Consider the following 16,294-nt stretch of genomic DNA (forward strand, 5'->3'; position numbering starts at 1 on the left):
GGCAATTTCGTTTCGGCGGCACTGAAAAACAGCAAGGGCGCCTCGAGGGCGCCCTTGTTCAATCTCTATTTCCAACCACGCCTCAGGCGGCCGAGAAGACCAGCGAGCAGTTGATGCCGCCAAAGGCAAAGGAATTGCTGATGCCGATCTTGCCGGAGATCGGCTGGGCCGTGTTGGGCACGCAATTGATCGGGTGCATGGCCGGGTCGGGCTCGAGGAAATTGATCGTCGGCGGAGCAATGCCCTCGTTCAGTGCCTTGACGGTGACGATGGCCTCCACCGCACCGGCCGCGCCGATCAGATGGCCATGGACCGGCTTGGTCGAAGACACGGCAAGATTAGGCAGGCTTTCGCCGAAAACCAGCGACAGCGCCTCTGCCTCGGCCACATCATTGGCGATGGTGCCCGTGCCATGCGCATTGCAGTAGGCAATGTCGGACGGTGCAAGCTCGGCATCGGCCAGAGCTCGGCTGATTGCCGCGGACGACCGCACGGGATCGGCCCGCAACAGGTCCTTGGCATCGCTCGTCGTGCCATAGCCACGCAGCATGCCGACGATGGGCGCGCCGCGCTCCTGCGCCAGATCCAAACGCTCCAGCACCAGGACGCCGGCGCCTTCACCCATCATCATGCCGTCGCGACCCTTGGAGAAGGGGCGCTGGGCCGTGGGGGTCAGAACACGCAGCATTTCCCAGGCCAGCATGGACGAGGGAATGACCATGGCTTCCGAACCGCCCACAATGGCGCGGTCGACAATGCCGGCGCGGATCAATTGCAGGCCAAGGCCAATCGCCTGGGCCGAAGACGAACAGGCCCCCGCCGTCGCCAAGAGCGTGCCGGTAATGCCGAAAGCCATTGCGACCTGGCAGGCCGCCGCGTTCGGCATGATTTTTGGGATCGCCATCGGGTCGCCGCGCGTGCCCGAGGTGAAGGAGCCATACATGGAAGCCGTGGTTTCGATACCGCCAATGCCGGTGCCGATGATCAGCGCAACCCGGTCGCCCCATTCCCGCGGCTCGGCCCTGGCGGCCTCGATGGCCTCCTTGGCTGCCACGATGGCGAGCGCCGAAAACCGGTCGAGCGTCCGCGCCTGGTTGGGCGTAAAGTGGTCCGCCATGTCGAAGGGCGCGCGCGCCGCAATTTTCACGTGGCTGCGGGCGAATTCGTCTCCCTCCAGCCGGGAAACCTTGGGGTCGCCATCGCGCGCTGCCTGCCAGAGCGCATCGACGCCCAGGCCCGCAGCCGTCACACACCCCATGCCGGTAATGGCGACCGCAACGCTCACTGTGCAGCGCCCCCGGCAGCAGCCTTGGGCGCCGTCGCGGCCGAAGCCGGCTCGGCGGTCTTGATGCGCGCGACGAGAAGGTCGAGCAGTTCGGACAGCGTATTGACCGTGCTCAACTCGCCGTCGATAGGCAGATAGACGCCGTACTTTTCCTCGACGCCCATGAGCAGCATCACCACGTCGAGCGATTCAAAGCCGAGCGAACGGAAACTGGCTTCCGGCACCAGCTTCTCGCGCTCGACATTGCGTTCGGTCATGATGAGCTGGATGATTTCTTCGCGCAGCACGTCGTCGGACGGCAGGGCGCGGGCGGTAGAAGCGGGGGTACCCGTTTCGCTCATGATAGCTCCTCAAATAAATCCGGCTCAGCCCCAGTTGTGGGAACCGTAAATGCCAAGGACTCAGGCATATATATCAGCGGCAACAAACGCCTCGATCACAATACTGTCGCCGGGTGCGTCCACACGGTCAATAGGCTGGTGACGAAGTTACGGCAAGCAGAACTCGGCGCCGTTAGCCGCGAATGCCTCAGCTATCCGCCCTTTCTAGAAAAAACGCCCGCAAAGGCTTTCTCAGCAAACCGCCGCCCCATGAGCGCATGGACAGCCGCATCCGGATGTAGCTCATCGGGCAAGGGCTGTAGCGCATTGTCATCGGCGCCATAGAGCTCACGCCCATCGAGATAGCGGATATTTGGATCGCTGAGAGACCTTTGCGCGATGATTTCCTCCATCTTCTGGCGAATGGAAACAATCGTCAGCTTGCCTCTGGCCACCTCCTCCGCATTGCCCTCGGCACGGAACCGCAGCCGGCCCTCGGCCAAGGCGGCAAAGTCGAACTGGCAGGGGCCGGGCGTCGTCTCATGGATCGGGCAATAGATCGGGGACACCACCAGCAAGGGCGTATCGGGATGGCCCTCGCGGATCGTATCGAGAAAACCGTACAGGGCCGGGCCAAAGGCGCGCATCCGCATGAGGTCGGCATTGACGAGATTGATGCCCATCTTGACGCTGATGAGATCAGCCTTGGTGTCGCGCATGGCCCGCGCCGTGAAGGGATCGAGCAGCGCATTGCCGCCAAAGCCCATATTCACCAGGTCTACCCCACCCAGCGTCGCCGCCACCGCCGGCCAGATACCGGTCGGCGAGGTGGCGTTGGAACCCTGGCTGATGGAACTGCCATGATGGAGCCAGATTTTTCCTGGCGCGACCGGCACAAGATCAGCATCGGCCCGCAGCGCCACCAACTCAACCATTTCGTCATGCGGCAGCCAGATTTCGACGAGCTTGTCCCGCGTCGGCAGATTTTCGAAGCGCAGCACCTGCACCTCGCCCGGCTCCAGCACCATGGAGGGCGGCGCCATGCCGATGCGCATCACGCGCCCACCGAGCGCACTTCTTTGCTGGGTCAGTTCGCCATCGATCCTGAGATCAAAAACCCCATCCGGCCGCGCCGGCATGCCGGTATAGACGCGCTTGGTCGGCAGCACGTCCAGCTCGATCACGCTTGCCGCCGTGCGGAATTTCAACCGGATACCCGAAGGCTGCCGCTCGGCCATGGAGAAGCCCGCATCCTCGTTCTGCCGCCGCGCCTTCGCCGGCAGGCGATGCGGCTGCAGGCCCATCTCGGTCCGCTCCAGCTCCTGCGCGCCGAAAACCAGATCGGCGGTAATGGCAAAATTCTTCATGTCGTCTTCCAATTCGTGAATGTCACATCGAGCGCATCGAGCCCGCGCCGCCAGGACTGGCCGGGCTCGGGCTGGCTATGGGCAAAACTGCCGCTGCGCTCGAGCAGCGAAAAACCCAGGAAAAAGGAACCGAGCAGCCGCACGGCATGCACCTGATCCGCCTCGGAAAGCTCATAGCCGCGCAGAGCCGCCAGCATGGTCCGCGCCAGCCGCGGGCCACCGCTGCCGGCCGCCTGCTCCGCCGAAAGCGGAAATCGCGCCGCCTCGAAGAGGCCCGGATGCTCCCCGGCAAAACGCCGATGCGCCTCTGCCAAGGCCACCACGGCCTCTTTCCCCGTGCGGCCCGCCACGGCCGCCTCGGCCCATTGGGCCAGGAGGTCGAGCGCCAGCAGGGCGACGCCGGCCTTGAGGTCATCGGAATTGCGCACATGCGCATAAAGGCTGGCGAGCTTTACATCGAACTGGCGGGCCAGCGCCGCCAGCGTGAGGGCAGAAAATCCCTCGCTATCGGCAAGGACGGCGCCTGCCTGGATCAGCTTTTCCCACGAAAGTCCCGCGCGCGGCATAGCGGCATCCTAATGTTATTAGTTTTTTGCCTAATAGCATTAGTTTTGCCGAAATGGCAAGCGGCTACCGTCCCACCCAACCGGCGACGAGAATGTCAGCGAATGCTGCGATATCCGCCCGCGACGCCATTGGGGGAGAGCACGACCTGCCAGAGGTTGATCTTGCGGGCGCGGAACATGGCGGCAAAACTCGAGAGGTAGTAGCGCCACATCCGCCGGAACCGCTCGTCATATTTCTCGCCCTGCAGCGCCGGCCAGGCGGCATCGAAATTGTCGCGCCAGGCCAGCAGTGTCCGGTCGTAATCGGCACCGAAATTATGCCAGTCCTCCATGATAAAATGGCCTTCCAGGGCCCTGCCGATCTGGGTGACCGACGGCAGCATGCCATTGGGAAAAATGTATTTTTCGCTCCAGGGATCGCCATGGGTCGTGGACAGATTGCCGCCGATGGTGTGGAGCAAGAAGAGGCCATCGGGCTTGAGGAGGCGCGCTGCCTTTTCGAAATAGGCGCGATAGTTCTTGTAGCCCACATGTTCGAACATGCCGATCGAAACGATCCGGTCGAACTGCCCGTCGAGCGCCTGATAGTCGAGAAGCCTGGTTTCGACGGGAAGTCCCCGGCTCCGTTCATTGGCCAGCGCCGCCTGCTCCTTGCTGACGGTGACGCCGAGCCCCGACACGCCATATCGCTCGGCCGCAAATTTCAGGAACCCGCCCCATCCCGAGCCGATATCGAGGATGTGCATGCCGGGCGCGAGTCCAAGCTTCCGGCAGATAAGGTCGAGCTTGGCCTCCTGGGCTGCTTCGAGATCGGCAGCATCCTGCCAGTAGCCGCAGGAATAGATCATGCGGCTGTCGAGCATGGCGGCATAGAGATCATTGCCGATGTCATAGTGCTTTTCCCCGACCTCGGTGACCCGCAGGCGCTGGAGATTGAGCAGGCGCCCCTTGGCGAGGCTCCACATGACGGCCAGATCCTTGGGGAAAGCATCCTGGATATTGCTGCTGACGAGGCGGAAGAGGAACTCATCGAGCGCCTCCGCATCCCACCAGCCATCCATATAGCTTTCGCCCAGCCCCAGCGTGCCATCGCGCAACAGCCGCGCCCATAGTCGCTCATTGTGAACCTGCGGCGACCACGGCGCGGGGCCGTTGATTTCCATACCGATGGCCTTGAGCCGGCCGGTGACGAAGTGCTTGGCAGAACTGGACATGGCAACACCAGAAGGGGTCGGCAGTAGGCCAAGGTTAACTCCATCGTCGATTAACGATCAAGCCCTCGCACAAGCCACGCAAAATCCGGGTACCCTATTTGTTCCCGACCCTTTAAAGTCCCGCCCGGACTGAAAGGGAATCGTCTCATGCATCTGCTGCTCGTCGACGGCTCGGGCTATATTTTCCGCGCCTTCCACGCCTTGCCGCCGCTCAGCCGCAAGTCCGATGGCCTGCCGGTCGGCTGCGTGCAGGGGTTCTGCAACATGCTGTTCAAGCTGACGCAGGACATGGACGCCGACGAAGCGCCGACCCACATGGCCGTCATCTTCGACGCCAAGGGCAAGACTTTTCGCGACGATTTGTATCCCGATTATAAAGCCCAACGTCCACCGGCGCCCGAAGAACTGGTTCCGCAATTCCCGCTGACCCGCTCGGCCACCCGCGCCTTTTCCATTCCCTCCATCGAAATGGAGGGCTGGGAGGCCGACGACATCATGGCGACCTATGCCTGCATGGCCAAGGAAGCCGGCTGGAAGGTGACCATTGCCTCGTCCGACAAGGACCTGATGCAGCTCGTCGAACCCGATGGCTCCATTCGCCTCCTCGACACCATTCCCCGCCCCGGCCAGCCCCCGCTGCGTTGGATCGGCCCCGATGAAGTTTTTACAAAATTCGGCGTCACGCCCGACAAGGTCATCGACGTGCAGGCGCTTTGCGGCGACTCTGTCGACAACGTCCCCGGCGTCCCCGGCATCGGTGTCAAAACCGCCGCCGAGCTCATCAATACCTATGGCAATCTCGAAACCCTCTTGGAGCGCGCCGGCGAGATCAAGCAGAACGCCCGCCGCGAAAAGTTGATCGCCAATGCCGATCTCGCCCGCATTTCCAAAAAGCTCGTGACGCTCGAACAAAAGGTCCCGGTCGAAATCGACCTCGATGGCCTCATCCGCCAGCCCATGGCGCCCTCGGCCCTGTTCCCCTTCCTCAAGGCGATGGAATTCGCCACGATCACCAAGCGCCTCGCAACGCTGCTCGAAGCCAATCCCGACGACTTTGAAGCCGATCCCGAGCTGAAGGCCGGCGGCGAGACCCCGGTCCCCGGCGCTCCGCAAAAATCGAGCTCGCTTTCGGTCGCCAAGGCAAAGCTTGCCGCCAATGTCGTGCCCGGCTCAGGCCCCGCCCGCTTTGCCGCCGAAGAACATGCCCGCATCAAGGCGATCCCGGTCAATTACGACGACTACGAAATCGTCACCACGCAAGAGCGCCTCGCCGCCTGGGTCGCAAAGATCCAGGATGTCGGCCTCGTCGCCATCGACACCGAAACCACCGGCCTTGATCCGCAGACAGCCGATCTCGTCGGCATCTGCCTCTCCACCAAGATCGGCGAAGGCTGCTACATCCCCGTCGGCCACGCCCTTGCCGGCGACCTGCTCTCCGGCGGCGGGCTCGTTGAAGGCCAGCTGCCCATTCGCGACGTGCTCGATGCGCTAAAACCGCTCATCGAAAGCGCGGCGATCCTAAAAATCGGCCAGAACGTCAAATATGACATGGAGATCTTCTGGCGCTACGGCATCTCCATGGCGCCGATCGACGACACCATGCTCATTTCCTATGCGCTCGATGGCCCGCGCTACAATGGTATGGACGTGCTCGCCGACCATTGGCTCAGCCACAAGACCATCACCTTTTCCGAGCTTGCCGGCACCGGCAAAGCCCAAAAAACCTTCGACCAGCTCGAAATCCCGGCTGCCGCGCGCTATGCCGCCGAGGATGCCGACATCACGCTCCGTCTCTGGCATGTCCTCAAACCGCGCCTTGCCGCGGAAAATGCCACGACGCTCTACGAAACCCTCGAACGCCCCCTCGCCCCGGTGCTTGCCCGCATGGAAGCGCGCGGGATTACCGTCGATCGCCAGATTCTCGCCCGCCTCTCGGGCGATTTCGCCCAGCGCGCCGCCGCCTTCGAGGCAGAGGCCTATGAACTGGCCGGCGAAAATTTCAATCTCGGCTCGCCCAAACAACTCGGCGACATTTTGTTCGGCAAGATGGGTCTTGAGGGCGGCACCAAGACCAAGACCGGCGCCTGGTCGACCGGCGCCGACGTTTTGGAAGACCTTGCGGCCAAGGGCATTCCCCTCGCCCGCACCATTGTCGACTGGCGCCAGCTCACCAAATTGAAGGGCACCTATACCGATGCCCTCCCCACCTATATGAACCAGCGCACCGGCCGCGTGCACACGTCCTATTCGCAGGCCAGCGTCCTCACCGGGCGCCTCTCCTCCAACGATCCGAACCTCCAAAACATCCCGGTCCGCACCAGCGATGGCCGCAAGATCCGCACCGCCTTCGTCGCCGCGCCGGGCAAGACGTTGATCTCGGCCGACTATTCCCAAATTGAACTGCGCGTCCTCGCCCATATCGCCGATATCCAGGCGCTCAAGGACGCCTTCGAGGAAGGTCTCGACATTCACGCCATGACGGCCTCGGAAATGTTCAACGTGCCGGTGGAAGGCATGCCAAGCGAAGTGCGCCGCCGCGCCAAGGCGATCAATTTCGGTATCATCTACGGCATTTCCGCCTTCGGCCTTGCCAATCAGCTCGGCATCGCCCGCGGCGAAGCCGGCGACTACATCAAAACCTACTTCGAGCGTTTCCCGGGCATTCGCGACTATATGGACGCGCAGAAGGTGAAGGTAAAAGCCGACGGCTTCGTCACCACCATCTTTGGCCGCAAGATCCAGTTCCCCAACGCCAATTCCGGCAATCCCAGCGAACGCAGTTTTGTAGAACGCGCCAGCATCAACGCCCCCATCCAGGGCTCAGCCGCCGACATCATCCGGAGAGCCATGATCCGCATGGAGCCGGAACTGAAAAAGGCTGGGGTCGACGCCGACATGCTGCTGCAGGTCCACGACGAACTGATCTTTGAGGTGCCCGAAGGCACGGAAGGTGCAGCGATCCCGGTGATCAAGCGCGTGATGGAGAATGCGGCGGAACCAGCCGTGCGGCTAACCGTGCCGATCCAGGTCGACGCTCATGCGGCGAAGAATTGGGATGAGGCGCATTGACCACCCCACCCACCGACTGTCACCCCGGGCTTGGCCCGGGGCCCATCCCCTGCGGACGGTGAGCCTCAAAAGAGTGGCTGGAACCCAATCATCTCAAGTTGGGCCCCGGCCTTCGCCGGGGTGACAGCCGGGTGGAGGAAATCCTTGGGGCCAAGCCTTATTCGACGTAGGTGCGCACCACATCCTTGATGGCGCCAGCACAGTGGTAAATATCCTCTACTCGCTCGATATCGTGCCGAACCCCTTCTTTTTCGGCACCAAACACGGTCACGAACCGCGATTTGCCGTTGAAGTGAAGCCGAGCAATGGGTTTGCGATTGTTGTCATCGAACAATATGGCGCAATAAGATTGGGCGTCGCGCAGGGCAATACGTGAGACTGGCGCGACTTCCGCCGCAATCGCACGAATGATCATGAAGCCCTGAATCTCCTCTTCCGTGGTCTCGATTTTCTTATCGTCCACAGTAGGTATAGCCTCGTCTGCCCCGCCATCGAATGCAACGTCAATCTTGTGCTTGGCGCGCTGACGGAAAAGATCATCGAAAGCGCGGCGTACGATGGGCTTGAGTTCGTTCACTACGGCACCGGTGAGCTTGCCTTCATAAAATCCGCGCGCCACCATGCGTACGAATTCCTCGTCGGGCTCGGCCCACTGCGCTTCGATAAAGCTCATCGCCCCGCGGAGATATTTGAGGGATGAGGCAGCCGCCTGAATGGTCTCGATCTTGAAGTTGGCCTTGTGGAATTTCTCCAGCTCTTTGAGATCGTTGTCGTCATATGACAGAAGATCAAACTTGAAGAACGGCGCGGCGTCCATCTTGTTGGGCGCTTCAAGGTCGGTGAAAAACCAGATGTGAAGCCCGTTGGTGAGTATGCCAATGTTGGCATCGCAGGTGTGGAAGTAACGGAACAGTTGGCTGTACTGCGCGTCGCGCAAATTGGTCGAGACCGATTTGGCTTCCACAAGATACTCGATACGATCGCCAATCTTGCAGGCATAGTCGATCTTCTCACCCTTCTTGAGACCCACGTCCGCTACATATTCCGGAATTATCTGTGTCGGGTCGAAAACATCGAAGCCTAGAACACGAAGAAAAGGCATGACGATAGCATTCTTCGTAGCCTCCTCAGTCTGCGCAACTGCCTGGGCACTAATTGCACGCTTCGCCAAGTCGGCGACATCTTCTTTAAATGACATTTGAATCCCCCCAATATTCGAAGCGTAAGGGGAGTTTCAAAGTCTGTAAACTCCTGCGCCGGGGGATGGCTCGTGGGCGAGGTGGCGGCAAGGCAAAGGTATGGCTGGGGCGTGTGATGCCCGCTAGTACGGCGTATTTTCCGCCGATGCCTGCGGCCCAATGATCTCCCACCATAAATCCCGCCAATTCGGGTTCTGCTCCTCGATCAGCCGCTCTTTCCAATCGCGATGCCATTTCTTGATCCGCTTTTCGCGAGTAATGGCGAACTCGATATCGTCGTGCGGCTCGAACCAGACGAGCGTCTTGCAGCCATTGGTCTTGGTGAAGCCGGGCAGAAGCCCCTCGCGATGTTCAGAAGTCCGGCGCAGCAAATCGTTGGTAACGCCTGTATAGAGCGCGCCATGTTTGCGATTGGCCATAATGTAGACGAAGTACATTCGGCGCCCCCGGCCGCGTAGCTTCACTGGGGCGAGAGTGGCATTGCAAATGTGCCTTGTCACGCGGAGGTTTTGACTCGGGCCTCTTCACACTCTCGATGTCACCCCGGCGCAGGCCGGGGCCCATCTCCCGCAATTGGGGAGCCTCGACAGATCGGTGGGGAGAGTTGGTAACTCAGGATGGGCCCCGGCCTTCGCCGGGGTGACAGCCGGTGGGTGGGTGAGTAAGTGAGCGAGTTGGCGCCCTTAAAGGAGCGCGTACCCCGCTACGCCCCGCCTCGCATCACCTCCGCCGCCCCCATCAGCCGCTCCACGCTCGCCTCGTTCCAGCTCTCCACCGCCTGCCGCGCCGCCGTCTCCCTCCGCACAAAGGCCTCGATCCGCTCCTGCCCGATTTCATCCAGCAGGTGCCGGATGGGCGACCACATGGCCCAGTGGGGATTAACCATCCGCATGTGCAGGCGGTCTTCGGTGATATCGAAGGTGACATTGGCCGAGCGCGCCAGGTCGAGAAATTCGGCGATATAGGCGTCGGGCATTGGTTCGGTCGTAGCCATCGGGGCTGCCTCGTATTTGATACAAATACAATGCACCTCCGCCGGACCGGCTCCGCAAAGCCAGTTTTATGGTGAATGAAGGGTTAAGCGGCGCGACTTGTCCCGCTTATCCCCGCCCCTCCCGCGTATTGTATTGTCCTTCGCATCCACCCCGCGCGAGCGGCCTGCAGGCGATCAGTGGCGGGGGGAGCCGGTTGTGGGGAGGTCGCCTTCCTCATAGGTTCGGGAGTCGGTCCCTCGCGACGAGCGATCAAGAGGCGCTGTGGGCTCTGTCCAAACTTCGAGACGTGCCGCCAGGCAAATTCGCTCCAGTGGAGCGAATTTAGGAGAGAAGGCCATGAAGGCTATGCCTGAATGGCAGGCCTCCGGAGCGGTTATCGCTTCACAAATAAAAAAATTCCGAGGCGATTGCCGCTCCGGGGTCCGCTCAAAACCGGAAGTCTTGCGACTGTCCGGCGCACAAACCTGTCCAAAGCTTCATTTGCAACCCCGCGCCCCGGCCGCAATTCTAGCTTCTGCGGCGCATGACACGCGCCCTGGCCCCAAGAGAAAGTGTCGCCCATGTCCTCCACCACTGTTACCACCGGCTATTCCCGCGCCCAGGTCATCATCCATTGGTCGGTCGTCGCCCTCATCCTCTTCCAGTTCTTCTTCCATGACGGCATGGAGACGGCGTTCGATGCGCGCATGGACGGGGAAGGCCCTGCCGGCAATCCGCTGCCCCACATCATCGCCGGCAGCCTGGTGCTGATCCTTGCCGCCCTGCGCGTCATCATCCGCCTGACGCGCGGCTCGCCGCCGCATCCTATGGGCCAGCCGGCCATTTTCGGCGTTTTGGCCAATGTCACCCATGGCCTCATCTATCTCCTGCTCTTTGCCATGCCGCTGTCGGGTGCCGTCGCCTGGTTCGGCGGCATCGAACGGGCAGGCGATATGCATGGCGGGCCGCTGCGCTTTGCCCTCGTCGCCCTTGTCATCGTGCATGTCAGCGGCGCGCTGGTGCAGCAATTCGTGCTGCGGAGTGGCGTGCTCATGCGCATGCTCAAGCCCGAGAGCTGACCACCATATCTTTTACTCTTGATATATTGACCAGACGAAGCAGTACCTTGGTACAGATTAGCGCCGGACTACGCATTAATACGTGATTCAAACAATTTCTGCAAAATAGGTCGGACGATGACTTGAGCAGTTTCTGGGAGGGAACCGGCCATGATCTTGTCTGATACCACCAATATGCTCGCCGATTGTGGCGCCGTTACTTTCGCGCCCAATGATGTCAGCGCCAGCGCGCTCGGCACGCTGGCCACCAAGTTCGGCTTCGGCACGGTGGCGAACTATACCCAGTTCGCCGAGCTGCCGAAAAACCGGCTGACCTATTTCCTGGTCCATGGGCTTTTGCCCGATGGCGCCAAGCAGCGCATCATCCATGGCCTCAGGAGTTCTGACCACATTTTCCGCCGCTTCGCGCCCATCGTCTGTTTCGTCACCACCGGACCGCGGCATCAGATCGTGCCGCTGGTGCAGATGGGGTTCGACGAAGTGCTCTTTGTCAGCGACGGCATTGCCGACATGAGCCACAAGCTCAGCGAGCAATTGCAGCACGAATTGCTCTATGTCGAAGCCGAGCACTATTTCGGCCCCGACCGGCGCCGCATCGAGCGGGTCGATCCCAACGATCCGCGCCGCCGCCTCGGCGGCTCCGAATGCCGCAGGATCCGCGTGGTGCGCGATCCGCGCATGGGCATTTCCACCATGGATGTGGCCTGAATGAAAAAGCCCGCAGATCGCTCCGCGGGCTCTTTTGGATTTCAGGCCACCAGGCCCTTGGTCAGTTCCAGCGCCTGCCGCTCGAACAGCCGGCGATAGATGCCGCCTTGCAAGCGGATCAGCGCCTCGTGATTGCCCTCTTCGACAATCTTGCCCTTGTCGAAAACAAGCAGGCGATCGAGCGCACGAACCGTCGAGAGACGATGTGCGATGACCAGCGTCGTCCGACCGACCATCAGCCGTTCCATCGCCTCCTGGATCATCACCTCGCTCTCGCTGTCGAGGCTCGAGGTCGCCTCGTCGAGAATGAGCACCGGCGCATCGGCGAGGAACGCCCGGGCGATCGCCACACGCTGGCGCTCGCCACCCGAAAGTTTCACGCCGCGCTCACCCACCATGGTCTCAAAGCCCTTGGGGAGCGACATGATGAAATCATACGCATTGGCCTGTTTGGCCGCCTCGATGATTTCATTCCGGCTGGCTTCCGGCCGTCCATAGGCGATGTTCTCGGCGAGAGTCCGGTGAAACAGGATCGGCTCCTGCTGCACGATGGCGATCTGACCGCGGAGGTTCGCCTGCTGCACCTCGGCAATGTTCTGCCCGTCGATGGTGATGGCACCGCTATTGATGTCATAGAGGCGCTGGATCAGTTTTACGAACGTCGTCTTGCCCGAACCCGAATGGCCCACGAGGCCCACCCGTTCGCCCGGCTTGATGGCGACAGAGAAGTCGCGATAAAGCGCGGTCGCGTGGCTGCCATAGCGGAAGGTGACGTGGTCGAAATTAATCGCGCCCTTGCCGATGGCAATCGGCTTTGCCCCCGCCTTGTCCTCGACGCCGAGCGGCATGGCCGAAAGGGCCACAAGCTCTTCCATGTCATTGACCGAGCGCTGCAGGTTGCGGATGTGCATGCCCACGTCGCGCAGATAGCCCTGCAAGACGAAGAACATGGCGAGGACGAAGGTGATATCGCCGGCCGAGGCCAGGCCCTGCGTCCACATATAGAGGCCCGTGCCCAGAATACCAGCCTGCATCAGGGTCATCAAAAACCCCTGGATGGTGCCGTTGAGCGTGCCGCGCTTCCAGGTCCGGCGGGTGCGGGAATCCCACTTGGACATGACATGGCGCAGCCGGTCCTCTTCGCGCTTTTCCGCGCCAAAGGCTTTTACGACCGAGTTGCAGCTTACAGCATCGGCCAGCGCGCCGCCGAGACGGGTGTCCCAGGCATTGGCGAGGCTTGCGGCCGGAGCAACATAGCCCACCGACATCAGGACGGTGAAGGCAATGTAGATGACCGAACCGCCGGCGACGACCAGACCCATGATCGGCCAATAGGAGCCGAGGAGGATCGAGGCGCCGACCAGCATGACAAAGCTCGGCAGTAGCGCGACGAGCAGGATGTCATTGAGCGCATCGAGCGCCCACATGCCGCGCGTCACTTTTCGTACCGTCGAACCGGCAAAACTATTGGCGTGCCAATCGGTCGAAAAACGCTGCACGCGATAAAAACCGTCGTCGACGATCCGCGCCATCATTTTCAGCGTCAGCTTGATGATGCCGTTGAACACGAAGAAGCGCAGCAAGACGCTGGTCACGCCCAGCGCCGCCACGACGGCAAAAGCCCGCAGCGCATCATTGAGCGCGGTATTTTCCCCGCCCGAAATGGCATCGACGATGCGGCCCGAAAACATCGGCACCAGCACTTCGGCAATGGTCGCGACCATGACGAGGCCGGCAATCAGGGCAATGCGCTTGGGCTGGCGGGCCCAGTGACGGAAGGTAAAGCCGAGCACTTGTCGGAAAGCATCGGCGCGAAAGTCGAGTTTCTTGCGACTCATTTGGCAGTCCGGCCCCGTTCTCCGGCAGCCGGCTCCTCAAAAAGGGCTATGAAAGGCACAAAACTGACCGGGCGAGACAATGACCCTGTCGGGCCGGTCGGGTCTGCAGAAGGAAAGGAAGAGAGAAAACCGCGGGCGGCTGGCCTAAACGGCGGGCCGCGGTTGGCAGGGACCTAAGGTCGGCCGATGCCAAACGGGGAAGCGATCATAAATGCTGTCATGCAACGCCTCCCTAGGTTCAAAGAAAATGAAGCGGTGAACGGTTGATAACCAAACCGTTCGCCTTTGCCAATAGGTTTTGTCACAGAAGAAACGTGTGGTGCCGATGAGGCACAGTGGGGCGAGGGGTTCGGCCCCTCAGGCGCGCGTCCTGTTCCGAACCCCTCGTCTGGCGCTGGCGCGCCGCCTTCTCCCGGTCCCCAGGGGAGAAGGAAAGGGTCAGTCGGGCTTCTTGGCGCCCGGGGCATAGATCCCCCGGGTCTGGAATTCGGCATAGGCCATGGCGGCGGCGAAGGCGGCAAAGATCGCGACGACGGCAATGATGAGAACGGTCATGGAAAGAGCCTCCAAAGCTGATGGCTTCCATATCCGCCTGTGCCGGCGCGCCAACCTTGACCCAGATCAACGGATTTTCCGATTTGCGCGGGTGGCGCGCCTCCCATTGGGGCGATAGGCTCGCGGGCAACCGATTCAACGAAAAGAAGGCTTTGCCCCGATGAGCAATTCCCCCATCGATCCCACCAAACTCGACAAACTCGGCGAAGTGGCGATCAAGGTCGGCCTGCAACTGGCCGAGGGCCAGGATCTCATCATCACCGCCCCGATGGTCGCCGCCCCGCTGGTGCGCCGCATCACCGAGCATGCCTACAAGGCCGGGGCAGGCCTCGTCACCTCGATCTATTCGGACGAGGAGGCGACGCTCGCCCGCTACAAATACGCCAACGACAAGAGTTTTGACCGCGCCGCCGGCTGGCTCTATGCCGGCATGGCCGAGGCCTACAAGAACAACGCCGCGCGCCTCGCCATTTCGGGCGACAACCCGATGATGCTGGCCGGCCAGGACCCGGAAAAAGTCTCACGCGCCAACCGCGCCAATTCGGCTGCCTACCGGCCGGCGCTGGAGCTGATCACCGGTTTCGATATCAACTGGAACATCGTCTCCTACCCGACCCCAGCCTGGGCCAAGCTGGTCTTCCCGAACGACGCCGAAGACGTCGCGATCACCAAATTGGCCGACGCGATCTTCAAGGCAAGCCGCGTCGATCAGGACGATCCGATCGCCGCCTGGAAGGCCCACAATGCGAACCTGAAAGCGCGCTGGACCTGGCTCAACGGCAAGAAGTTTTCATCCCTGAAATACAAGGGCCCCGGCACCGATCTCACCATTGGCCTTGCCGATGGTCACCGCTGGAAGGGCGGCGCTTCGGAAGCCAAGAACGGGGTCACCTGCAACCCCAACATTCCGACCGAGGAAGTGTTCACGACCCCGCATCGCCTGCGCGTCGAAGGCACGGTGGCGGCGACCAAGCCGCTCTCGCACAACGGCACGCTGATCGAGAACATCCAGGCGCGTTTCGAAGGCGGCGTTCTCGTCGAGCTTAAAGCCACCAAGGGCCAGGACGTCTTCAACAAGGTCCTGGACACCGACGAAGGCGCGCGTCGCCTCGGCGAAGTGGCCCTCGTGCCGCACTCCTCGCCGATCTCGGCCTCGGGGATCCTGTTCTACAACACGCTCTACGACGAAAACGCCTCGTGCCACATCGCCATGGGCCAGTGCTATGCCGACTGCTTTGAGGGCGGCAAGGAGCTGTCCCAGGACCAGATCTTTGCCCAGGGCGGCAACAAGAGCCTGATCCACATCGACTGGATGATCGGCTCGGACCAGATCGACATCGACGGCGTCCATGCCGACGGCACGGTCGAACCTGTCATGCGCGGGGGTGAATGGGCGTTCTAAGGACGCCCGAGACCCCCACCCACCAAACGTCACCCTCGGGCTTGACCCGAGGGCTCTACACTTGTTGCGCCTACTCAAGTTAAGCGTCCTCGGGTCTAGCCCGAGGAAGACGGCCGGGTGGCGAAAAACTAAAACTTCCGCTCGGCCTGTTCTTCCATATAGGCCAGCTCTTCCTTGGTGCTCTCGCGCCCAAGCGGCGGATTGCGGAAGGGGAAGCGACCGAAGCGGTCGACCGTTTCGCGGTGAGCCACGGCATATTTGAGCTGATCCTCATCGCCCAGCGCCTCATAGAGCCGCACCGAGGCTGACTGAATGGCCGCCGATTCCGCGTGCATGAAGGGCAAATAAATAAAACCCCGCCGCGGCTGCTCGAATTTCATATCGAGCCCCTGCCCCACCATTTCCTGCGCCAGCACCAAAGCCATCTTGTCCTGCGCGAAGGCGATGGGCGAATTGCGGAAGAGCTGGCGCGAAAACTGGTCGAGCACGATGATCTCGGCGAGCCGCCCGGAAGGCTTGGCCCGCCATTCCCAAGCCTCGCCCTTCGCGACATGGGCATGGGTCTGGCCGAAGACTTCGGCGATCTTGGCGTCGAATTCGGCCTTGCCGGCAAACCAGTCTTCCGGTCCGTGCTCGACGAACCAGAAATTCAGAACGTCATCTGCAGTGCGCATGTCTTCCCCCTTGCCCAGCTTGAAGCAAAACGCAGCAGAATGGC

The 16,294-nt window shown here is 61.5% G+C and carries 14 protein-coding genes; 4 read left to right on the forward strand and 10 right to left on the reverse strand.

Going from position 1 to position 16,294, the window contains the following annotated elements:
- Window positions 1-82 precede the first annotated feature (82 nt).
- From JP75_RS03595 to cfa, 5 genes are all read right to left on the reverse strand, one after another.
- Window positions 83-1,285, reverse strand: a complete 1,203-nt coding sequence (locus JP75_RS03595) for a beta-ketoacyl-[acyl-carrier-protein] synthase family protein (protein ID WP_035079416.1) — start codon at window positions 1,283-1,285, stop codon at window positions 83-85.
- Window positions 1,282-1,626 carry a phosphopantetheine-binding protein gene (locus JP75_RS25055; RefSeq protein ID WP_051960291.1) on the reverse strand — a complete coding sequence of 115 codons (345 nt, stop codon included), beginning with the start codon at window positions 1,624-1,626 and terminating at the stop codon, window positions 1,282-1,284. Before JP75_RS25055 ends, JP75_RS03595 begins: the two co-directional genes overlap by 4 nt.
- Before the next feature lie 191 nt (window positions 1,627-1,817).
- Complete coding sequence (locus JP75_RS03605; protein ID WP_035079418.1) at window positions 1,818-2,972, reverse strand: SGNH/GDSL hydrolase family protein; 1,155 nt, start codon at window positions 2,970-2,972, stop codon at window positions 1,818-1,820.
- The gene (locus tag JP75_RS03610; protein ID WP_035079421.1) at window positions 2,969-3,538 is read right to left on the reverse strand and encodes a TetR/AcrR family transcriptional regulator; all 570 of its coding nucleotides are present in this window, start codon (window positions 3,536-3,538) and stop codon (window positions 2,969-2,971) included. Before JP75_RS03610 ends, JP75_RS03605 begins: the two co-directional genes overlap by 4 nt.
- Window positions 3,539-3,633: 95 nt before the next feature.
- A complete protein-coding gene (gene cfa / locus JP75_RS03615; protein ID WP_035079425.1) occupies window positions 3,634-4,752 on the reverse strand; it encodes a cyclopropane fatty acyl phospholipid synthase in 1,119 nt (372 codons plus the stop codon).
- Between the two features lie 147 nt (window positions 4,753-4,899).
- Here cfa and polA point away from each other — a divergent pair, with 147 nt between their 5' ends.
- The gene (polA, locus tag JP75_RS03620; RefSeq protein ID WP_035079428.1) at window positions 4,900-7,821 is read left to right on the forward strand and encodes a DNA polymerase I; all 2,922 of its coding nucleotides are present in this window, start codon (window positions 4,900-4,902) and stop codon (window positions 7,819-7,821) included.
- A 157-nt stretch (window positions 7,822-7,978) separates the two neighbouring features.
- On the opposite strand, the gene JP75_RS03625 is transcribed toward polA, so the two are convergent.
- The 3 genes from JP75_RS03625 to JP75_RS03635 all read right to left on the reverse strand — a co-directional run bounded on the left by JP75_RS03625 (window position 7,979) and on the right by JP75_RS03635 (window position 10,014).
- Window positions 7,979-9,019, reverse strand: coding sequence for a type I restriction enzyme HsdR N-terminal domain-containing protein (locus JP75_RS03625; protein WP_035079430.1), 1,041 nt, complete (start codon window positions 9,017-9,019; stop codon window positions 7,979-7,981).
- 123 nt (window positions 9,020-9,142) lie between these two features.
- Complete coding sequence (locus tag JP75_RS03630) at window positions 9,143-9,457, reverse strand: GIY-YIG nuclease family protein (RefSeq protein WP_051960293.1); 315 nt, start codon at window positions 9,455-9,457, stop codon at window positions 9,143-9,145.
- 266 nt (window positions 9,458-9,723) lie between these two features.
- The gene (locus JP75_RS03635; protein ID WP_035079433.1) at window positions 9,724-10,014 is read right to left on the reverse strand and encodes a hypothetical protein; all 291 of its coding nucleotides are present in this window, start codon (window positions 10,012-10,014) and stop codon (window positions 9,724-9,726) included.
- Window positions 10,015-10,575: 561 nt separating this feature from the next.
- On the opposite strand from JP75_RS03635, the gene JP75_RS03640 reads away from it, so the two are divergent.
- Entirely contained in the window at window positions 10,576-11,073 is a 498-nt protein-coding gene (locus JP75_RS03640) for a cytochrome b (protein ID WP_035079436.1), read from the forward strand.
- Between the two features lie 150 nt (window positions 11,074-11,223).
- The gene (locus tag JP75_RS03645; RefSeq protein ID WP_035079439.1) at window positions 11,224-11,781 is read left to right on the forward strand and encodes a hypothetical protein; all 558 of its coding nucleotides are present in this window, start codon (window positions 11,224-11,226) and stop codon (window positions 11,779-11,781) included.
- Between the two features lie 41 nt (window positions 11,782-11,822).
- On the opposite strand, the gene JP75_RS03650 is transcribed toward JP75_RS03645, so the two are convergent.
- Complete coding sequence (locus tag JP75_RS03650; RefSeq protein WP_035079442.1) at window positions 11,823-13,619, reverse strand: ABC transporter ATP-binding protein; 1,797 nt, start codon at window positions 13,617-13,619, stop codon at window positions 11,823-11,825.
- A 715-nt stretch (window positions 13,620-14,334) separates the two neighbouring features.
- On the opposite strand from JP75_RS03650, the gene JP75_RS03655 reads away from it, so the two are divergent.
- Window positions 14,335-15,576: an aminopeptidase gene (locus JP75_RS03655; RefSeq protein WP_035079445.1), complete on the forward strand. Its 1,242-nt coding sequence runs from the start codon at window positions 14,335-14,337 to the stop codon at window positions 15,574-15,576.
- A 128-nt stretch (window positions 15,577-15,704) separates the two neighbouring features.
- Here the strand turns inward: JP75_RS03655 and JP75_RS03660 are convergent, their stop codons facing one another.
- On the reverse strand, window positions 15,705-16,250 hold the full coding sequence (locus JP75_RS03660) for a DUF924 family protein (RefSeq protein WP_035079448.1): 546 nt from the start codon (window positions 16,248-16,250) through the stop codon (window positions 15,705-15,707).
- Window positions 16,251-16,294: the final 44 nt, after the last annotated feature.

The organism is Devosia riboflavina, from assembly GCF_000743575.1.
Classification (GTDB): domain Bacteria; phylum Pseudomonadota; class Alphaproteobacteria; order Rhizobiales; family Devosiaceae; genus Devosia; species Devosia riboflavina.

What these genes read in the sequence shown, in the direction of transcription:
- JP75_RS25055 (WP_051960291.1), bottom strand. Translation starts at nt 1,626, where the DNA reads ATGAGCGAAACGGGTACCCCCGCTTCTACCGCCCGCGCCCTGCCGTCC.
- JP75_RS03660 (WP_035079448.1), bottom strand. Translation starts at nt 16,250, where the DNA reads ATGCGCACTGCAGATGACGTTCTGAATTTCTGGTTCGTCGAGCACGGA.
- polA (WP_035079428.1), top strand. Translation starts at nt 4,900, where the DNA reads ATGCATCTGCTGCTCGTCGACGGCTCGGGCTATATTTTCCGCGCCTTC.
- cfa (WP_035079425.1), bottom strand. Translation starts at nt 4,752, where the DNA reads ATGTCCAGTTCTGCCAAGCACTTCGTCACCGGCCGGCTCAAGGCCATC.
- JP75_RS03640 (WP_035079436.1), top strand. Translation starts at nt 10,576, where the DNA reads ATGTCCTCCACCACTGTTACCACCGGCTATTCCCGCGCCCAGGTCATC.
- JP75_RS03605 (WP_035079418.1), bottom strand. Translation starts at nt 2,972, where the DNA reads ATGAAGAATTTTGCCATTACCGCCGATCTGGTTTTCGGCGCGCAGGAG.
- JP75_RS03635 (WP_035079433.1), bottom strand. Translation starts at nt 10,014, where the DNA reads ATGGCTACGACCGAACCAATGCCCGACGCCTATATCGCCGAATTTCTC.
- JP75_RS03630 (WP_051960293.1), bottom strand. Translation starts at nt 9,457, where the DNA reads ATGTACTTCGTCTACATTATGGCCAATCGCAAACATGGCGCGCTCTAT.
- JP75_RS03650 (WP_035079442.1), bottom strand. Translation starts at nt 13,619, where the DNA reads ATGAGTCGCAAGAAACTCGACTTTCGCGCCGATGCTTTCCGACAAGTG.
- JP75_RS03645 (WP_035079439.1), top strand. Translation starts at nt 11,224, where the DNA reads ATGATCTTGTCTGATACCACCAATATGCTCGCCGATTGTGGCGCCGTT.
- JP75_RS03655 (WP_035079445.1), top strand. Translation starts at nt 14,335, where the DNA reads ATGAGCAATTCCCCCATCGATCCCACCAAACTCGACAAACTCGGCGAA.
- JP75_RS03625 (WP_035079430.1), bottom strand. Translation starts at nt 9,019, where the DNA reads ATGTCATTTAAAGAAGATGTCGCCGACTTGGCGAAGCGTGCAATTAGT.
- JP75_RS03610 (WP_035079421.1), bottom strand. Translation starts at nt 3,538, where the DNA reads ATGCCGCGCGCGGGACTTTCGTGGGAAAAGCTGATCCAGGCAGGCGCC.